General features: G+C 38.8%; 15 protein-coding genes and 1 pseudogene. 6 read left to right on the top strand and 10 right to left on the bottom strand.

The genetic code is table 11. The annotated features are described in order from the left end of the window. Positions 1-111 precede the first annotated feature (111 nt). Positions 112-1,773 carry a Ppx/GppA phosphatase family protein gene (locus CRI9333_RS06270; protein ID WP_015202323.1) on the top strand — a complete coding sequence of 554 codons (1,662 nt, stop codon included), beginning with the start codon at positions 112-114 and terminating at the stop codon, positions 1,771-1,773. On the opposite strand, the gene CRI9333_RS06265 is transcribed toward CRI9333_RS06270, so the two are convergent. The 3 genes from CRI9333_RS06265 to CRI9333_RS06255 all read right to left on the bottom strand — a co-directional run bounded on the left by CRI9333_RS06265 (position 1,766) and on the right by CRI9333_RS06255 (position 5,205). Beyond that, complete coding sequence (locus CRI9333_RS06265) at positions 1,766-3,967, bottom strand: PAS domain S-box protein (protein WP_015202322.1); 2,202 nt, start codon at positions 3,965-3,967, stop codon at positions 1,766-1,768. The genes CRI9333_RS06270 and CRI9333_RS06265 overlap by 8 nt on opposite strands. 243 nt (positions 3,968-4,210) lie before the next feature. Then, entirely contained in the window at positions 4,211-4,750 is a 540-nt protein-coding gene (locus tag CRI9333_RS06260) for a hypothetical protein (RefSeq protein WP_015202321.1), read from the bottom strand. Positions 4,751-4,896: 146 nt separating this feature from the next. After that, positions 4,897-5,205 carry a hypothetical protein gene (locus CRI9333_RS06255; protein ID WP_015202320.1) on the bottom strand — a complete coding sequence of 103 codons (309 nt, stop codon included), beginning with the start codon at positions 5,203-5,205 and terminating at the stop codon, positions 4,897-4,899. A 305-nt stretch (positions 5,206-5,510) separates the two neighbouring features. Here CRI9333_RS06255 and CRI9333_RS06250 point away from each other — a divergent pair, with 305 nt between their 5' ends. Further along, a complete protein-coding gene (locus CRI9333_RS06250) occupies positions 5,511-6,350 on the top strand; it encodes an SDR family oxidoreductase (RefSeq protein ID WP_015202319.1) in 840 nt (279 codons plus the stop codon). A gap of 74 nt (positions 6,351-6,424) precedes the next feature. Continuing rightward, complete coding sequence (locus CRI9333_RS06245) at positions 6,425-7,204, top strand: DUF3598 family protein (protein ID WP_015202318.1); 780 nt, start codon at positions 6,425-6,427, stop codon at positions 7,202-7,204. A 107-nt stretch (positions 7,205-7,311) separates the two neighbouring features. Here CRI9333_RS06245 and CRI9333_RS06240 read toward each other — a convergent pair whose 3' ends face one another. Further along, positions 7,312-8,097, bottom strand: a complete 786-nt coding sequence (locus tag CRI9333_RS06240; RefSeq protein ID WP_015202317.1) for a DUF3598 family protein — start codon at positions 8,095-8,097, stop codon at positions 7,312-7,314. A 427-nt stretch (positions 8,098-8,524) separates the two neighbouring features. On the opposite strand from CRI9333_RS06240, the gene CRI9333_RS06235 reads away from it, so the two are divergent. After that, positions 8,525-9,238 (top strand): PHP domain-containing protein, encoded by a 714-nt coding sequence (locus CRI9333_RS06235; protein WP_015202316.1) that lies wholly within the window; start codon positions 8,525-8,527, stop codon positions 9,236-9,238. Here CRI9333_RS06235 and CRI9333_RS06230 read toward each other — a convergent pair. Next, positions 9,235-9,999 carry a class II aldolase/adducin family protein gene (locus tag CRI9333_RS06230; RefSeq protein WP_015202315.1) on the bottom strand — a complete coding sequence of 255 codons (765 nt, stop codon included), beginning with the start codon at positions 9,997-9,999 and terminating at the stop codon, positions 9,235-9,237. The genes CRI9333_RS06235 and CRI9333_RS06230 overlap by 4 nt on opposite strands. Before the next feature lie 146 nt (positions 10,000-10,145). After that, on the bottom strand, positions 10,146-12,317 hold the full coding sequence (locus CRI9333_RS24770) for an S-layer homology domain-containing protein (RefSeq protein ID WP_015202314.1): 2,172 nt from the start codon (positions 12,315-12,317) through the stop codon (positions 10,146-10,148). A 225-nt stretch (positions 12,318-12,542) separates the two neighbouring features. On the opposite strand from CRI9333_RS24770, the gene CRI9333_RS06215 reads away from it, so the two are divergent. Further along, positions 12,543-13,430 (top strand): alpha/beta fold hydrolase, encoded by an 888-nt coding sequence (locus tag CRI9333_RS06215; protein WP_015202313.1) that lies wholly within the window; start codon positions 12,543-12,545, stop codon positions 13,428-13,430. Between the two features lie 133 nt (positions 13,431-13,563). On the opposite strand, the pseudogene CRI9333_RS28305 reads toward CRI9333_RS06215, so the two are convergent. The 3 genes and pseudogenes from CRI9333_RS28305 to CRI9333_RS06200 form a co-directional block, all read right to left on the bottom strand. Beyond that, positions 13,564-14,390: pseudogene (locus CRI9333_RS28305) on the bottom strand (phosphodiester glycosidase family protein). Between the two features lie 159 nt (positions 14,391-14,549). Beyond that, positions 14,550-15,653, bottom strand: coding sequence for a nucleotidyltransferase domain-containing protein (locus CRI9333_RS06205; RefSeq protein WP_015202312.1), 1,104 nt, complete (start codon positions 15,651-15,653; stop codon positions 14,550-14,552). Between the two features lie 82 nt (positions 15,654-15,735). Beyond that, complete coding sequence (locus tag CRI9333_RS06200; protein WP_198013630.1) at positions 15,736-16,761, bottom strand: SpoIID/LytB domain-containing protein; 1,026 nt, start codon at positions 16,759-16,761, stop codon at positions 15,736-15,738. Positions 16,762-17,094: 333 nt separating this feature from the next. Here CRI9333_RS06200 and CRI9333_RS06195 point away from each other — a divergent pair, with 333 nt between their 5' ends. Continuing rightward, positions 17,095-17,739, top strand: coding sequence for a Uma2 family endonuclease (locus CRI9333_RS06195; RefSeq protein WP_015202310.1), 645 nt, complete (start codon positions 17,095-17,097; stop codon positions 17,737-17,739). Positions 17,740-17,851: 112 nt separating this feature from the next. Here CRI9333_RS06195 and CRI9333_RS06190 read toward each other — a convergent pair whose 3' ends face one another. Then, positions 17,852-18,388: a chemotaxis protein CheW gene (locus CRI9333_RS06190; RefSeq protein ID WP_015202309.1), complete on the bottom strand. Its 537-nt coding sequence runs from the start codon at positions 18,386-18,388 to the stop codon at positions 17,852-17,854. Positions 18,389-18,467: the final 79 nt, after the last annotated feature.

Raw genomic sequence — 18,467 nt, 5'->3', positions numbered from 1 at the left:
GCGATCGCCAGTTTCCTTGTTAAGTTTATTTTCACCCAGCTACTTAATCACATTTCAGGATATGGTTAACCATAGACACTGGAACTGGTCTGCAAAGCTGGATACACTTGGATGGTTAATTTAATCGGGCAAGAACAAGTAAGTTTCGATAACGATCCTACTGATACTGCGGATAAAGAGCATATTCTGGCAGCTATAGATATTGGGACGAATTCGATTCACATGGTAGTGGTGCGAATTCAACCAGCATTACCAGCTTTTACAATTATCGATCGCGAAAAAGATACAGTAAGATTGGGCGATCGCTCTCAAGAAACTGGAGATTTGACACCGGAAGCAATGGCAAGAGCGATCGCAGCTTTACGCCGATGTCAAGAAGTAGCTAAATCTCTTAATGTTGAACAAACTATTGCTGTAGCTACCAGCGCCGTCCGCGAAGCCCCCAATGGGCGAGAATTTATCAAGCGGATAGAAGCAGAATTAGGTTTATTTGTCAACTTAATATCTGGTCAAGAAGAAGCAAGAAGAATCTATCTTGGCGTATTGTCGGGGATGGAATTTAACAACCAACCCCACATTATTATTGATATTGGCGGCGGTTCTACTGAATTAATTTTAGGAGATAGTCACGAACCCCGTAGCCTGAGTAGTACCAAAGTTGGTGCTGTTCGCATGACGGCTGAGTTTGTTAAAACTGACCCGATTAGTAATTCTGAATTTGTTTATCTGCAAGCATTTGTTCGCGGACAATTAGAAAGAGCAGTCGAAGAATTAAAAGTGCAGTTACAGCCTGGTGAAATTCCTCGATTAGTCGGAACATCTGGCACAATTGAAACTATCGCCATAATTCATGCACAAGAGAAGCTGGGTTTTATTCCCTCACCCCTAACTGGTTATCAAGTTAGTCTTAAAGAGATTAAAGAGTTAATTAATCGTTGGCGCAAACTTTCTTATGCACAACGCGCTGTCATCCCTGGAATGTCTGACCGCCGTTCAGAAATTATCATTGCTGGGGCAGTAATTTTGCAAGAAGCAATGATACTGCTTGGTATTGACTCAGTGACACTTTGTGAGCGCAGTCTTAGGGAAGGAGTGATTGTTGACTGGATGCTAACTCACGGTTTAATTGAAGACCGCTTACGTTACCAAAATTCTGTAAGAGAGCGCAGTGTAATTAAAATCGCTACAAAATATGGGGTTAATTTAGAATATAGCGATCGCGTAGCCAAATTTGCAGTTAGCTTATTTGACCAAACTCAAGGCTTACTCCACAACTGGGGTAAACGTGAACGAGAATTACTGTGGGCGGCTGCAATGTTGCATAGCTGTGGTCACTATATCAGCCATTCCTCACACCACAAGCACTCATATTACTTAATCCGTAATGGCGAATTACTGGGATATACAGAAACAGAAGTAGAAATAATTGCTAATTTAGCACGTTTTCATCGCAAGAGTAGCCCCAAGAAAAAGCACGATAGCTATCAAAATTTACCAAGCAAAAAATATCGCCAAATAGTGTCTCAATTAAGTGCTTTATTGAGATTAGCAGTTGCTCTTGATCGCCGTCAAATTGGAGCAATTCAGCAATTCAAATGCGAGTATCAACCTAATATTATGGAGCTACACTTGCATCTGCAACCTAGTCAATCAGATGATAAATGTGTTTTGGAACTATGGAGTTTAGATTATAAAAAAGATGTATTTGAAGCAGAATATAACGTAAAATTAATAGCACATTTAGATCCTGCCGACGTAGCAATTGTTAATTGATTAAATGTTGTTGCTTAAGAGGAATTTTAATGACAAACTCTGCCCCTTCTCCTGGCGTTGAAATACACTGCAATTCACCCTTATGTTTTTCAACAACAATTTGATAGCTAATTGATAATCCCAAACCCGTTCCTTTACCTATAGATTTAGTTGTAAAGAAAGGATCAAACAATCGGTTCTGTACCTCCTTTGGGATTCCAGTACCATTATCAGCAATCCGAATTTGTACCCAATTATTATCTACAACTTCGGTACTAATTTTAATTATGCTAGGATTAATTTTAATTTCTTCTAAGGAACGTTGATGATTATACTCTTCTAGTGCATCTAGCCCATTAGTGATAATATTCATAAATACCTGATTGAGTTGCCCAGCATAACACTCAATTAAAGGTAAATTGCCGTAATTTTTGACAATTTGAATAGTGCCACGTCCTACTTTTTCTTTTAACCGATGCTGCAAAATTAGTATAGTATTATCAATTCCTTCGTGAACATCAACCGCCTTATGTTCTGCTTCATCCAAGCGCGAAAAGTTGCGTAGAGATAGAACAATTTGGCGAATGCGTTCTGCTCCTAACTTCATTGAAGATAGTAATTTTGGCAAATCTTCTACTAAAAATTCAAGCTCTATTGCCTCTATTTCATCTTGAATTTCAGGAACAGGCTGAGGATAGTGCTTAGTATACAACTCAATTAGATTTAGCAGGTTTTCCGTATATTCATTGGCATGAAGAATATTACCGTGAATAAAGTTAATCGGATTATTAACTTCATGGGCAATTCCAGCTACTAATTGCCCCAAGCTGGACATTTTTTCACTTTGAACCAGTTGTGCTTGAGTTTCTCGAATTTCTTTTAAAGCAACTTCTAATTCTTGAGTTTTTTGCCGTAGTGCTTCCTCGGCATGGTGACGTTCAGTAATATCACGACAAAAAGCTAAGACACCAAAAATATTGCCTTCAGAATCGCGCATTGGAAGTTTTTGTGTATCAAAGATATGCACGGAACCATCAGCATAGGTAGCTGGATCAAAAGGATTATAGATTTCCTCACCTGCAAGCACTTGCTCGTCATCTGCACGAAAACCCCGAATTCCTGCTTCTGGATTACCAAATACTTGTTCTGGCGGAAATCCTAGCTCTAAATCATTTTTACCCATAACTGTTTCAGGCGTTTGACCAATAGCCGCAGCAAAGCTTTTGTTGGTCAACATATAGCGAAAATTATGGTTTTTGACGAAAAGCCAATCTGGGGTAGCGTCAATAACTTCACGTAATAACTGTGCAGAATATTCAGTTTGAGCTAAAAGTTCTTTTTGGTCTCGCATTGCTTGCTGCAATGTTGCTGAACTTTGTTTTATCTCACTAATATCTCGCGCAATTGTAGAAAAAAACTCTAATTCACCATCTGTTGTTTTATGGGCAACTAGCACTTGTGAAACCGGAATTTCTTGCCCATCCTGGCTTAAAAGTGCAGTTTCTCCCCTCCAAACACCATCACGAATAGCTGTTGGAATTCCCTGTTCTCTAATAATTTTTGTAGCCCATTCGGGGTGAGCAGCATAAATATTAAAAGTTAGATCATCCTTCTCACCAATTCCTAATATCTGACGACCTATTTTATTGAGATATAATATTTGCCCTTCTGGATCACAACTACTCACAAAGTCACTTGTTGCTTCTAAAATTGTACTTAATCTTGCTTGAGCTTGCTCTACCTGTTTGCGGTCAGTTACGTCGCGAGTCATTTTGGAGAAGCCTAGTAACTTTCCATTCTCGTCTTTTAAAGCTGTCGTGACTACATCAGCCCAAAACTTAGACCCGTCCTTACGAAACCGCCAACCCTCAACCTCTAAGCGTCCTTGCTCTATTGCTTTTAACAGAGTTAGCTCAGGTATGCCATTATTAATGTCTTCAATGCTATAAAAACAGGAAAAATGCTTGCCGATAATATCTTGTGCGGTATAACCTTTTAAAAGTTCTGCTCCCTCATTCCAAGTAAGAATGTACCCTTGAGGGTCTAGCATGATAATTTCGTAGTTGTTTACGCTTCCTACCACCATGCGAAATGGAACTTGTTGCTGATTGATTAATTGCTGTTCCAGTTCTGCAACACGCTGCCGCAATGATTTTAATTCTTCCTCCAGTGCGGTGTAAGTATCGGTATCTAAATTCACATGGTTATTAGACATATTCAAACCTACTATACCCTGAGCGCCAGTTTCTTAAACTGTTTAATCTATTATTCATAAACGAACTGAAACTTCAGGAATTTTGTTGTTACACTTATAAAATTAATCTAATTTAAAATTCCAATTTCCTAAAAAAATAGTGCTTAAGTAGATTGGATAAATATAATTAGCCTCATGTAGGGCATAATTTCTACTACTATTAATTTAAAACTAAAACAATTAATATTTAAATTAACTTGCTGATTATTCTATATGCAATTTAAAGAAGTGCATATCCAAATTATCTTGGTCAAAAGGAGCCGAAGAAAAGCACCACATAGTGCTTCCAATATTTAGGCGAAAGGCGTGTGCTGTAAATGGATCAACCTTAATTACGTTTCCTTTCTTTACTGAAATTGTCTTTTGTTTACCTAAAGGTTTTCCTTCATGATTTAAGGGCAAATATGTAAAAATTCCTTTCCCTTCTACAATGACAAATACCTCTTGTTTATTTTTATGGTAATGATTACCTAGAGGTTCTGTTGATTTAATATAAAAGTGTTGAATACCACACTCATTAAGATTGCAGTCATCAATTATCCGACGTTCATCTCCATGACCAAACTGCATCATTCCTAACTCAATCGGTTCTAAGTCATCAATGCTTTTTTGTTTGAGCTTAGATTCAATTTTTTTTGCTATTTGCCAAGCATTGATCTGTGAGTAAATACTTAGTGCGGAAGGAGAGGATTTCTCTACTACATATAGGTAAGGAGAGGAGTGGTTTGTTTGGCTGTGGGTCATTGATGAGTTCAGGGTAAATTCAAACCTTAATTTCATATTAAATTAAAATTAAGCTTGCCCACATCCTTATTTAGATAGGATTTGGTAAATTGCCCTTGGTAAGCAATGATCCCACAACTATTTTGCTTTGATTTGCAGTTTTATATTTATGCACTATGTCTGTTAATTGTGACGGGGGCTTGGTAGTTATAAAAGGCGTAGGTATCAAACAAGCCTCCGACGAAGCTACAGGCTAAACCAATAATACATACTCCTGCCCAAGGACATCCACTGCCAAAAACCGCTAAAAACTGCAAAATAAGGCTAGAACCTGTTTGAGCGATCGCTTCTATTCCAGGTAGATACGCCACTAAGGATAATAATGCTAACATCATTCCCACTACTACAACCGGAGTGCTAAAGCTCAAAACGGTTGTTAATAACAGGGAACGTACAAAACTAGGGAAAATGTTCATAAAATTCAATAGTACTAATGATGTACTAATCGCCAAGGATTAAACTAAACTTGCCATTTTTCTACAATAGGCGCGATCGCAGCGATCCCGAATCGGATGTCAAGAATCTTAAAAAATACTTAAAAATCTTGGTAAAAGTCTGTAAATCTATTTTTGAAACTTTTTATAAACATCTATCTTGTGGTAGATACAAAAATAAAATATTTATGGTTTTAAAAATTGAATAATAAATCCTTAAGAATGAAAATATCCAGAGTGATTTGTTAGAAAATATTTTATTGAGATAGTTTTACATAAAAAAAATCATGAATATTGCAATTATTGGTTGTGGTTATGTAGGCAGTGCTGTTGCCCGTCACTGGAAGCTAGAAAAAAGTTATATAATCACCGTAACTACGACTTCTCAAGAGCGGGTAGCAGAACTTGAGAAAATAGCTAATCAGGTAGTAGTAATCAAGGGTGATGATGAGTTAGCGTTGCGATCTTTGTTGCAAAATCAAGATGCTGTAGTCGTAAGTGTTGCGCCAAAAGGCGATCGCCAAGTTGATGCAAATGTTTATGAGCAAACCTACCTACGCACCGCTCAAACCCTTGTAGCAGCATTGCAACACGCCCCCAGTGTCAAACAAGTTATTTATACCGGAAGTTACAGCGTTTATGGGGATAGCAAAAGTGTGTGGTTAGATGAACAATCGCCTGTTGCACCTGCAAATAGCAACGGTCAAGTTTTATGTGATACAGAGCAAGTTTTATTGCAAGCAGCTAATCCTCACCTCAAAGTTTGTATTTTGCGCTTAGGAGGAATCTACGGTGAAGCTCGTGAGTTAGTCAAAATCTTCAGCCGTTGGGCAGGTACAACTCGTCCAGGTAAAGGCGAATATTTCACACACTGGATTCATCTTGAAGATATTGTATCCGCGATTGATTTTGCACTGCTTAACCAGTTACAAGGAATTTATAATTTAGTGAATGATGTGCCGATGATGGCTCGTGATTTAGTTGAACTTGTGTGTGAACATCACAATCTCCCCAAAGTTATTTGGGATGAATCAGCAGATGAAGTAAAACCCTATAATTCCCGTGTTTCTAATCACAAAATTAAAACGGCGGGATACAAGTTCATTCATCCTCAAATAATTGCTTAAACTGGCAAAGTTTAAAATAACCATCAAGAGCGACCAAGGATAAACTTGGAGCATTAAACTCATTTTTTGACATTATGGAACCACAAGTACAAAATTGGGAGAATTTTAGTCAATATCATGTTGGCAACTGGCATGGTACTTGGACTAGATATTCTCCAAAATTAGAAGTTATAGAATCATTTCGCGGGATCAGAAGTTTTTTACTGACTGACAATGGTAGTGAAATTTATCACCAAAATCACTATATTTATTCGGATGGCAGGAGTGAGTCGAAAATATTTGAAACTAAAAAGAAACCCCTAATTCTATCTTTGTTTTTAGATAATGCTTTCTCTTGGGGTTCTACAAAAAGAGAACAAAGTGCCACCAAAGAAAAGTTTGGAGTGGTTCAGTCAAATCAATTGAAGTGGATACCATTTTTTTTTGAAAGCGGTTTTAGGCATGAAGAGCGCAGAATAAGTGCTGGTTCTGCTTATGACGAAAACGGTAATTTGGAAAAGATTTTCGTAATCACTGAAAACTCAGGCAGTTTTACTGAAACCCCTATACTTCCTGCCGTCAATCAGCTTAATAGTAATTGGGAGGGAACAATAAAAAGTATGACACCTGATTTAATAGTATCACCCGCAGTAAAATCCTCATGGCAGCCAATAGAAAATTTAGCTGATAATTACTGTACCTTGAATACTCAAGAAGGTGTCTCAGTTAGTTGTCCTTGGTCTATTGAAGTTGGCAAGGAGTTTTTTGTAGTAGTTGATTGGTTAATAAATCCTGGTTTATTGCAACGGGGTGTTCGCCATTATGATCTATCTGGGTTTACACACTTTACATTAGAAGTGTTTAGCCACAAATGATAGTTGCCAATGTTCAAGTTTAGGATGGAAGAACTAGCTAGTTTAGATGCGTAATAAAAACTTTAGCTTTAGAATAATTATTCTAAAGCTAAAGTTTGACTACGAACCTATTTTTGTATGCTAAATTTTGCAAATTGCAGTTCAGCAAAATCTCCTGAATTATTATAACTAACTGAAATTTGTTGCAATAAATCAGGTTTAGATAGCCAGGTTGTTGTAATATTAGCTGGTTTTCCTACCTTGACTTCCTTGGGGCAACTCAAAGAAATTTCATCAGGAAAAAATAAAGTTTCGTTTCCTTCAGTCGTTTCTTGTAGTTCTGCTGGAAGTTCGGCAGAAACATTTAAATCAGGGGTCATTTTTATTGATTTACCTATCCAATTACCGCTCAAATTTCGCTGGGCAAGAAGATTAACTTCATTTGACCAATAATTATTCGGATAAGCAACTTTATCTTCACGAATAAGGGTAATGCTCGATAAGTTGCCATCCTTGCCATAAACAATTACTAAACTATACCGTAAGCTTTCATATATTAAAAATAACTCTATCCCAAACGCAACTTGTTCTTCTATTTTTTTATAAACTCCAGCCGCTGCACCTTGCTCAAGTGCTAAAAACCGCATACGTTCTGTGATGGGGTGCATGATGCCATCAGAGAAGTTATTAGAATGCTTACTAAACTGCCAGCTTTGTTCTTCAGTTGTGCTATCAGCGTATATGTTACGGTTGGTGTGAGTAATTTCTGTCTGATCTGAATTAGCTTGTAAAAGTCTGAAAGCTTCAAACCATCCTTTTACTTCTCCTTGACCAGAATATCGAGTCCTACTACCATGCCACTTACCCAAATGATTCTCACAGAAATTCTGCCAGTTTTTATCTTGTAATTCCATAAAATACTAAACCTCCTCTAATAGAGACACGGCTATGCAGAAGATTATTGACTATAGCCTAGCAAAGGTAACGATTAATTGTTAAAACTTAAAAGAGCGATCGCACTTTACTAATTACAGCAGATCATTATGATTGCTTATAATATTCATAAAATTTACGCATTTAAAGTGTCGCTGGCACTATATCTAATGTTGACCCTGGATGCGATCGCTCTTTTGTAGTAGGGACATACAAGCCGCCCGTATTCCGCAAGGGTAGAATCCTAAATCAGTAAATTATTCCCGAATACTATAAGTAATTTTACTGAGTAAAGAAAATGTTGCAGACGTTTTTTTTAGAGTGCGTTAACTTAACAATTAGAAACTTTTTCCACGATTCGTGGTCTACTATTTAATCTTGTCAAACGCACCTATCTATGAGGCAGTTATGGCGACTAATCTTGCTCCGGTTTCTGCTTCACACCAGCCACCAGCGCAGAATGTAACGGCGCTGAGGCGAGTATTTGAAACAATTGATGCCAACAGTTGTCCACACAGCTTTAACTTCCATATGCACACAATTTGCTCAGATGGAAAGTTACAGCCAGAGGATCTCATCGAGCAGGCGAAAACTATTGGTCTAAAAGGACTTGCGATCACGGATCACCATAGCATTAAAGGTTATCAAGCTGTGGAACGCTGGTTAAATCAGCAAGCTTTGGATAGCGATCAAGAGATAGTGCGATCGCCCCATTTATGGACAGGTGTAGAAATCACCTCTAACCTGATGGGAACCGAAGTTCATATCCTGGGTTACGCTTTCGATCCCCAACATCCGAGTTTGCAAATCTACCTAAAAGGAAATGCCCCAAAAGGTAGCGATGCTGAGGCGGCTAATGTCATCTTCGCCTTGCATCAAGCCGGAGGTTTAGTAGTTTTGGCTCACCCTGCCCGCTACCGCCGTCCTGCCGAGCAGTTAATTCCAGTTGCCGCCGATTTAGGCATTGACGGCGTAGAAACCTACTATGCCTACAATAACCCCAATCCCTGGCAACCTAGCCCAACTCAAACCCAGCAAGTAAAACATTTAAGCGCCATTTACAAACTCTTAAATACCTGCGGAACTGATACTCACGGTTTAAACTTGCTTCAACGTCTTTAAGTCAGCAACTCTGGTTGCAGTCGCACAATCATTTGATATAGTGACTGAAAGTTAGACCAGCCAACCAAGTGCAAACCCACTTGATGGTAAGTTAACCGAGCAGTGTCGTGAGCCAGTATAACGGGATTTCCAGCAGCCTCCGCTAGTAACTGAGCCTGACAAGCACGCTCCATCGCAATAAACCACCAGGCAGCCTCATCAACCGAGTGACCAACGGTAAGCATAGCTTGGTTGCGTAAAATTACTGCCTTTCCTTCTCCAAGAGTTTTGGCAATTCGCTTACCCTGTTCTGATTCAATCTCCACAGCAGTAGAGTCATCAAAAACGCTGTGATCTTGATAAAAAGCACAAGATTCCTGAGTAATCGGGTCAAGCATTCGCCCCAGGCTTGACCAGCTTTTCCCATAGACTGAATGGGCATAAACTACTGCTACAACAGCAGGTCTAGCAATATGGATTTGACAGTGGATAGCAACTGCTGGATTGGCAGATTTGTCGCCTTCAATCGCCTTACCTTCAGTATTAACAAGAATCAGATCAGAAACTCGAATGTTTCTCAGGGACATTCCCAACGGGTTGACCCAAAAATGATCTTTAAGTTGGGGATCACGGGCAGTAATGGTAGTAGCAATACCATCATCTAAACCAAAACGTGCAAACAGACGTAATGCTGCTGCTAGACGCTGCTTGCGATGCAATCGTTCAGCTTCAATCTGCTCAAAAATGGGTGGTTTAGGGCTATCTAATTGATATTTGTGCATATTTTTAGGGAATTGGGAAAGAATTGGCAAAGGAAAAAAACAATCATTGTTTTTCCTTTGCCAATTCTTTTCTATTAGACCTCTTCAAAAATGAATGTAGAGACGCGCCGAAGCTTTGCCATGTGCGAAGCTCGCACTTTGGCAATCTACTTAACTTGACCGACTTTATTTGCTTCTCCCACTATATAAGGTGAAGAGATCCCCACAGCTTTACCAGTACTCACCATGCCCTGGTAAATTAAAGCAGCTACGTCGGCTCTTGTCGCTACCTGATTGGGTTTGAGCAATTTAATATTTGGGTAGTTGACGACTAAACCTTTTTGAGTAGCAGCCGCGACAAAATTACGCAGGCTAGTAGGAATAGCCGAGGTATCGTTAAAAACTTGCAAAATATTTTGAGCCAAGCCTTTAGGAGTGTAATTGAGTCCCCTAGCTAACGCCACTAGCACATCTAAGCGAGTAACATTTTTATTAGGGTTAACCACATTACCAGGCTCAAGCTCAAAAAAGCCTCTTTGATAAACTTCCAGAATATAGGAGTGTACCCATTGATCTGGGGAGACATCTTTAAAATCAACTGCGGGGCGAACATTCGCTTTTGGCAAAGCGAGACTTAACATAGCAGCTAACTCACCCCGTGTGACGGGATCGTTTGGTCGAAAGCGACCTTGATAACCTTTAATAATCTCTTTCTGCGCCAATTCAGTAATAAAATCTTTTGCCCAATAGTTTGCCGGGACATCAGTAAAACTGATGTTATTTGGTTGATTTGGCTCTATTTCTAGCTGTGGTGGCACATTTTGAGGTTGCTGTTGTACCTGTTCGGGTTGGGGTACATTTACAATTGTCTGCACCTCTGGTATTTCTGGTTGATTTTGAGCTACCTGTGGTTGTAAGGGGTTCCCTATTAGCTGGCTAACTTCGTAGGTAGAAGTATTATTTGCGTTGACATTGATTACCGGATTGATTTGACCCGGCGTAGCTTTTAAAGCTCGCGCGATACCTGCACGGGAGACGTTGACAATGCGATTGGCGATCGCATTTGTACCAGTCCTTAATGAGTTGGTATAAACGCTATTAGTAGTAGCATTTGGTAAGCCAGCAATCTGAAAAGTGTTGACGTTAATCTTACTTGGGCTAGGTAGAAAGATCACACTTTCCTGTCCAGCCGTTGAATCAACGATTTGGCTGAAGTAATCATTTACATTTGTGCCACTGTCGATGCTGCTGTCACTATTGCTATCAACGCCATAGACAGTACGAACTATGGGGAATTGCTCAGGGAAATTAGAAACAACTAAGTTAACTGCGCTTCTTTCAGGCAAAACCTCAAACTCGCTGTAACCAATGAGCTTATTTTGGAGATTGTATAAGCGTACTGCAATGCGATCGCCTGCTTTTACTCCTCCCCCAAAATTTGCTCGTTTGTTGATCCTGTATTTGAAATCCCCAACAAACTGCTCTTGGGCATAGCTTTGACCTTTTTTAGCTTTTAAAGAAACCCTCGCAATCACACCAGGAGATCTGCCTAATGGTTGTCTAATTGCCAAAGTGAAATTTGTTGGAGAAGATATTTGAGGCTGAGTGCTAGGTTGGGTGACCAATGGTTGATTAACCCGACTCGTAGCTGGTGGAGTAGGTGTTTCAAACCGACGAGTAACTGTCGGTGTCGGCACTAATGTAGGTCTTACTTGTGGAGTAGGTGTTTCAAACCGACGAGTAACTATCGGTGTCGGCGCTGGTGTAGGTCTTACTTGTGGAGTAGGTGTTTCAGTTTGACGAGTTGCTTGATCAGGTAGTTGGATAGGACGAAGTGGCGCTGGTTGTGTGTTCCTCGCTGGTGGAGTGCTAACTAGAGGATTGACACGAGCAGTTTTAATAGAGCTTGCGGCGGCATCCCACTTGACTACAGTCCCCGATAAGTTAGTGCGATACAGCCAGCGGCTTTCCCCATTAGTTACTGTGACAGACCAACCTGGAACCATAGCTTGAGTACAGATTCCAGCGCCGCCCAAACCTAGACACCCATCTGACCAAGTTTGTTGTTTTACCTCAACTACACTGAGTTGAGAATTTGGCATTCCTGTCCGCTGGACAGCATCTTTCATTACTGCATTGATTACTAAAGGCAGTGCCTCAACACCATTATTTTGTTTCAGTTTGCTGCTATCAAGCTCAACTGCCACATTTGCAGGATTTTTGACTGTCTGAGGCGAAATACCAGCGATCGCAGGATCATTAGTGTTGGTAGCAACACTGGCAGTAGCAAAAGCAACGCTACCCACTAAAGCAAAGTAACTGCGGTTCATAACTGTCATCTGGCACCGAGGCTAAATAGTTAAGTATTGACTTTGATTAATTGGAAATGTTCCTTCAGACATTTTCTCTCATTTAGAGAACTTGACCATACAAACACATATTTTCCTAATCTTAACAATAACAAAAAGTGATAGTATTTTTCTTCTATTCTGCTAAATACACTAAATTAAAAATACTTAAATTTTAAAATTGTACAATACCCATATTTAAAATCTAAAAACAGTATGACTACTGAACAGCTACCAAAAACAAGCAACTTTGAAAAACTAATTTGGAACTGGCAAGGCTACCAAATTCAGTACACAGTTGTCGGTACAGGCAAACCATTAGTACTAATTCATGGGTTTGGTGCTTCCATTGGACATTGGCGTAAAAATATCCCTGAACTCGCGGCTGGAGGCTACCGAGTATTTGCCATAGATTTATTAGGATTTGGCGGTTCCTCTAAGCCACCTCTAGATTATTCCCTAGAATTGTGGGAGCGGCTACTAAAGGATTTTTGGGATACTCACATTCAAACACCAACAGTATTTGTTGGTAACTCAATTGGGGCATTGCTCAGTTTGATCATGGTGGCTGATTATCCAGAAATTACCGCAGGTGGCGTTTTGATCAACTGTGCTGGTGGACTAAATCACCGCCCCGACGAACTTAATTTGCCTTTACGCTTGGTAATGAAGGCATTCACCAAGGTAGTTAGTTCTAAAAGGTTTGGTTCACTGATTTTTAATCGCGTCCGTCAGAAAGCGAGAATCCGTAGTACTCTACGCCAGGTTTATCGCAACCCAGAAGCAATTACTGATGAGTTGGTAGATTTACTATATACTCCTTCCTGTGACGAGGGCGCTCAACAAGTTTTTGCTTCAGTTCTCACTGCACCTCCTGGTCCAACTCCAGGGGAGTTATTGCCTAAAGTTAAGCATCCTATGTTGGTGATTTGGGGTGCTGATGATCCTTGGACTCCTGTAAGTGGAGGGCGAATTTTTGAAGAGTTAAATGAAGCTGGTCAACCTATCGAATTTGTATCTATTCCGAATACAGGTCATTGTCCTCACGATGAGCGACCAGAAGTTGTCAATCCACTGATATTGAATTGGCTATCTCAGTTTTAAGTGTTGAATGCTACTGCACAATAAGATAAAATGCCCGACTTTTCAAAAAAATCGGGCATCTTTTTATGAGCAAGATGCGATCGCACAATTTACCAAATTTAATTTTTAATCTCTGGTTTTTTAGACATTAATATTATTTTTTGTAAATCAAAAATACTGAGCCAATAGGATTGAGATTTTCAACATAAACTGTGTTATCAAAGTACAAACCTGTAGACCAACCTCCATCAAACAACATTCCTTCCTGAATCTTACCTAAACAGTAATTTCTAGAGATACCTGCCAGCACATCATCGAACCTAGATGGATACAAAGTTTGCTCATTATTAGCATTATTCACTAACAAAATTACGTATCCCTTTTCAGTAATAGCTACTAGAGAACGGCTAGTTTCTTGAGAACACGCATACTCTCCCAAATCTTGACAAATATCTTTAAACTTTCCTTGTTGATAAAACCTACCATTACCTCCAACAAGGTTGTAATTTAAACTCGGAGTTTTTCTTTTACCAATTTGAATAGTAGCCTTGCGCGTTTCTGGTTTACCACCTGAAATACCAAAAGAAGATCGTTTATCTTTAAAAACACCTGAATATTCTACTCCTCGCGAAATATTTAAACCTTGTGGCTTATGTTCAGGATCTATATAATCTGCGTTAATTGCTGCAATTGGTTTCTTTCCATCTAGTTGGGCATTTTCATCATTTATAATTTCCGAAAAACTTTTAGGGATGTATTTTTTAATAATTTTCCATATAAATCTTTAGCATAAATTTGATGATTTAAACCCAAGCTAACCTTAAAATCAAGGTCTTTAGACTTAGGATCAAAAATAATTACATTATTTCCACCTTGCTGATCATTATTTCCCTGATTATCACTGATAATAAACTTGATGCTTTGCCAGGAGCAATCAGGCTGCTGGTTCGTCGAGGCATTCCTAATATTTTTTGCGTTAATAATTTCTTGAGCAGTTTTTTCAATAGATTTTGCTTTTTGTTGTATTGCTTCAGAATCACCACAAGAAACTAAAGTAACTACACTAATTACATATAAAGTTTTATAGGAGAAATTTTTTAAGCCATTCATCAATAAACCATAAATTAAAAGCTAAATAATTTATTCCCAACCTTGCATCTCTACCAATTCTACACAAATATCATTAATTCTTGCTCTATCAATATATTTCGGCAAGACACTTTTAGGGTAAACTGCTTCAATTTCAGCAAATAACTCATCAGCAAGTGCTTTTACTTGTTCGTAAGAATACTCACAGTTTCTAATCGCTTTTAACTGTGGTGCATCTCCGGCTTTTTCTCGATTAACAATTACTTCTCCTGTAGCTAAAATCTCAATTCCCATCCGCAGAAGTCGAATTAAGTGCGCTGCGTGTTTTACATCATAACCCACTTTTCTTTCATACTCTGCCCGCGTCACGTTGCGATTTTTTTTCCAAGACTGATAATTGTCATATTCTCTCAAAGCGGTGCGATAAGCTTGACTAATATGCAATAAGCGAATAAAGTCATTACTTGCTCTAGTCAACTGCTGTACATTAGACAGAAGTTCTACAGGTAAAGGATGCTGTTTAAATATTCCTTTATAATCAATTCTGGCAATTAAAAGCTCATATAATTCTTCCGCAGGCTGCATAAATTCAATGCAGTCTCGCACGGAGAGATAAAGAAATTCCAGAAAGGCATTAATCTGATCTTTTGTTAAAGGTTTATATTCTTCACTTAAACCAAAGTCAGCTAATTCAGGTTTTTTAGTTGGAGGATTTAGTAACCATTTACGATGAGTTTCAATTTTCTTTAATTGAGCAAAGGCATAGCCTGAAAAAGAGTGCTTAACTTTGGTGCAAAGCATCTCTTGTCTGTAAGAAATCAGTTTTTTACCTACATCAGTTAGAAGTATATAATCTTCTGCATCTAACCACATCAACTCTAAAATATTGGGGTTATTTAATGCTGCTAGATGCAAATATTTTCTGAGTTCATACACGCAAACATCCGCAGAATTATTAATTGCCTCGATATTTCCAGGTTCAGAATGCCAGCCTTGATCTTTTTGCTCAAAAGTTTCAAATCCTAGATAGTGCCTCTTTTTAGCAACAGCTATCCCTTTTAAATCAATGTCGGAAGCTGCTGTATTAATTCGATAAGCTTGGCTTCCCACTACTCCCAAAAGGATCGTTCTTTTCTCTACTTCTTCTCGATTCATTTTGATTTATATTCTCAGTCGCTAGTCCCAAAGATCGCTCTTTAATGTTTAATTTTAACAATGTTTAATTTTAACCACATACTTAGCGATCGCCTCTCGCTACTGCTGATATCTGAATTGGGGTTAAAGTTGAACCTGGATAATAAGTTCCTAAAATATGCGTATAGTCATATCCTTGCTTGGCTAAATCTTTAGCTCCATGTTGGCTCATTCCTTTACCATCGTGCGCTCTATCAGTTGTTTCTTGGGTATCAGCATACCAAGCATCAACAAGGGAACCTTGAGATGTGAGGATTTGACCTCTAGTTAATTCAACTGCTGTATAAGTACTACTGGCTTCACCGCTTAAACCTTTGTAAACTTGCCAAGCTTGGGTTGCACCGATATGGTAGAAGGGGCTATAAGGTTTTAAGTAACGCACCAAAGCATAAGAACGTGCTGCAACTGCTTGAGCTTTGAGAGCATCTATGGGCCAACTGCTCAACATTTCTGAGCCAACAACGCTATATAAATATGTTTCTAAATTGACATAATTTACTGCTAATAAAGTGCTACCTCTAGAGATTAATTTGACTTTTCCTCTATACCAATGTTCTCCAACACCAACATAGCCGCCTGGAGTAGCTTCTAGCCAAACACCATTAGGGCTTTTCCATAAACCAAAATCTATTTCGTTGCCTGACGCTTGCAGGTTGAAGGGGACACCTGCGGGAAGACTTCGCAGTACCTTTCCCGCTTCATCTCTAATAATTCCTGTTGTAGAAGTTCCAACCGCGAGAGTGTCTACGTTAATTGCGATCGCTACCTTCAATTCCACATCTGTAGGTTTGTGTACATGGGCAACATTCGCAGGTTTGTGTACAGAAGCAGCAATCTTAGTTTTATTAGGAGTTTTAGCAGTTGGAGTAATTGAAGGGCTGCTTGGTTTAATACTTGGTTGAGGGGTAATTTGACTACTTTGAGATGGTGGCGAAACTGAGACAAGGTTTTCTTTGGGAACACTAGCGGAATCTGATGTCCGTACTGCTGGGAGTAGCAATATTGGTGCAGCCAGTAGAGGAATTAGGCTGTAGCGTAAGTTAGGAAACCGCAGAAGTGTATTTGTCAATGTCACGTTTAATCTTTTGGTAGTTCAATTTGCCATTGTAATAGGTTTAATTACCCTAGTGGTTGCGGTAGTTACTAATTTATTAGGATTTCTTGATATAGCATCTACGTAATTTCCTCAATCACGCTGGTAAGGTGTGATTCTGAGTGCTGCAACAGTTATAGACAGGCGGGCTTCGTTTGTATAGCCCCAGGCTTGAGCCTGCGGGTCTATTGTAAATCATATATATTTATATCAATATTCAATAATTTTTCAGCAGTAAATAGTTAAAATCAAAGCATTCAATCTCTTCTAAAACTTAATTCTCTTAACTCCTGAATCAGGAACAAATTTATGCAAGTAGCACTTAAGCAAATCATAGTTGCTCCAGGCACTCAATTACTATTGAAAGATGTTAATTGGCAGCAATTTCAAGATTTATTAACAAATTTAGGAGAAAGTCGTAGTGCCAGAATTTCTTATAGTAAAGGAATGTTAGAAATCATGGTTCCTCTACCTGAACATGAAGATAACAAAGTAATAATTGGTGATTTAGTTAAGGCAATTTTAGAAGAAATGGATGTTGAATTTAGAAGTTTAGGCTCTACTACTTTTGAAAATGAAAAAATGGCCGCAGCGAAAGAGCCGGATGATTGTTTCTATATTCAAAATGAAGCAAAAATTAGAGGTAAGAAACGGCTAAATTTAACAGTAGATCCACCTCCAGATTTAGCGATTGAAATTGATATTACATCTCGCACTAGATTAAATAGTTATCAAGATTTAGGCGTTTCTGAATTTTGGCGTTACGACGGGAGCAAGTTAGAGATAAATATACTGCAAGCAGGTAAATATATTCAATCCAATCAAAGTTTAAATTTTCCTAGCCTGCCAATTATTGAAGTAATTCCAGAATATTTGGAACGCAGTAAAGTTATTGGTAGAAATGCCACAATGAAATTATTTAGAGCTTGGTTGAGAGAACAGTTAGCAGGATAACGGTTATTCTAATGTAGAGCCTCGCTCAATTCGTTCTCAGGTTTAACTATAAATCAAACTTCCTCAAACTCCCCTCCCCGAATTTCGGGGAGGGGCTGGGGTGGGGTAGTCTTTATGACTGTTTTATATTTTCCACTGTTAATTTTGTAGCCGCATCAATATCTAACATAAATAAAGTCAAATTCGACTCTTCTTGCGGTATAACTGCAACGTGACTAGCTATCCCCAATGTATCACCGCGCCGAAAAGATTCTGGTAAAACTCTGATACTAGATAAAGGTACATCAATTAAAGCGGGAACGTTGGTAACTGGGATACCACAAAGTTCACGCTCTTTATTTTGAACTACGATGAGATAGCCTTCATCAAGGTTTTGGTGATCTCTATGGATTTGGAATATACGCCATTCTAAATCTAAAACTGTAACTTCGCGATCGCCCATGTGGACAAGTCCTACCCACTTGCTGCCACTTCCATGAATTTGGCTGGAATTAAGTACTTTATAAACAGCTTCAATTCGTAAGGCTAAGTTGAGGCTACCTATGCTAAAAACTAATAGTTTTAATGTTTGTATCGCACGGGTATTATCTAACTCGTTTGATTCGGCGGTTGAGTAGGTTAAGGTATCATTTAGGTCTAAGGTTGTCATAATTAGTTATGTTTAGGGTTAAGGGCATATTTGCTACGTTTTTTAGGTAGATTTAACCACAGATATCCACAGATGCACA

This window comes from Crinalium epipsammum PCC 9333 (assembly GCF_000317495.1).
GTDB lineage: Bacteria > Cyanobacteriota > Cyanobacteriia > Cyanobacteriales > PCC-9333 > Crinalium > Crinalium epipsammum.
This window is presented reverse-complemented; position numbering and strand designations above follow the sequence as displayed.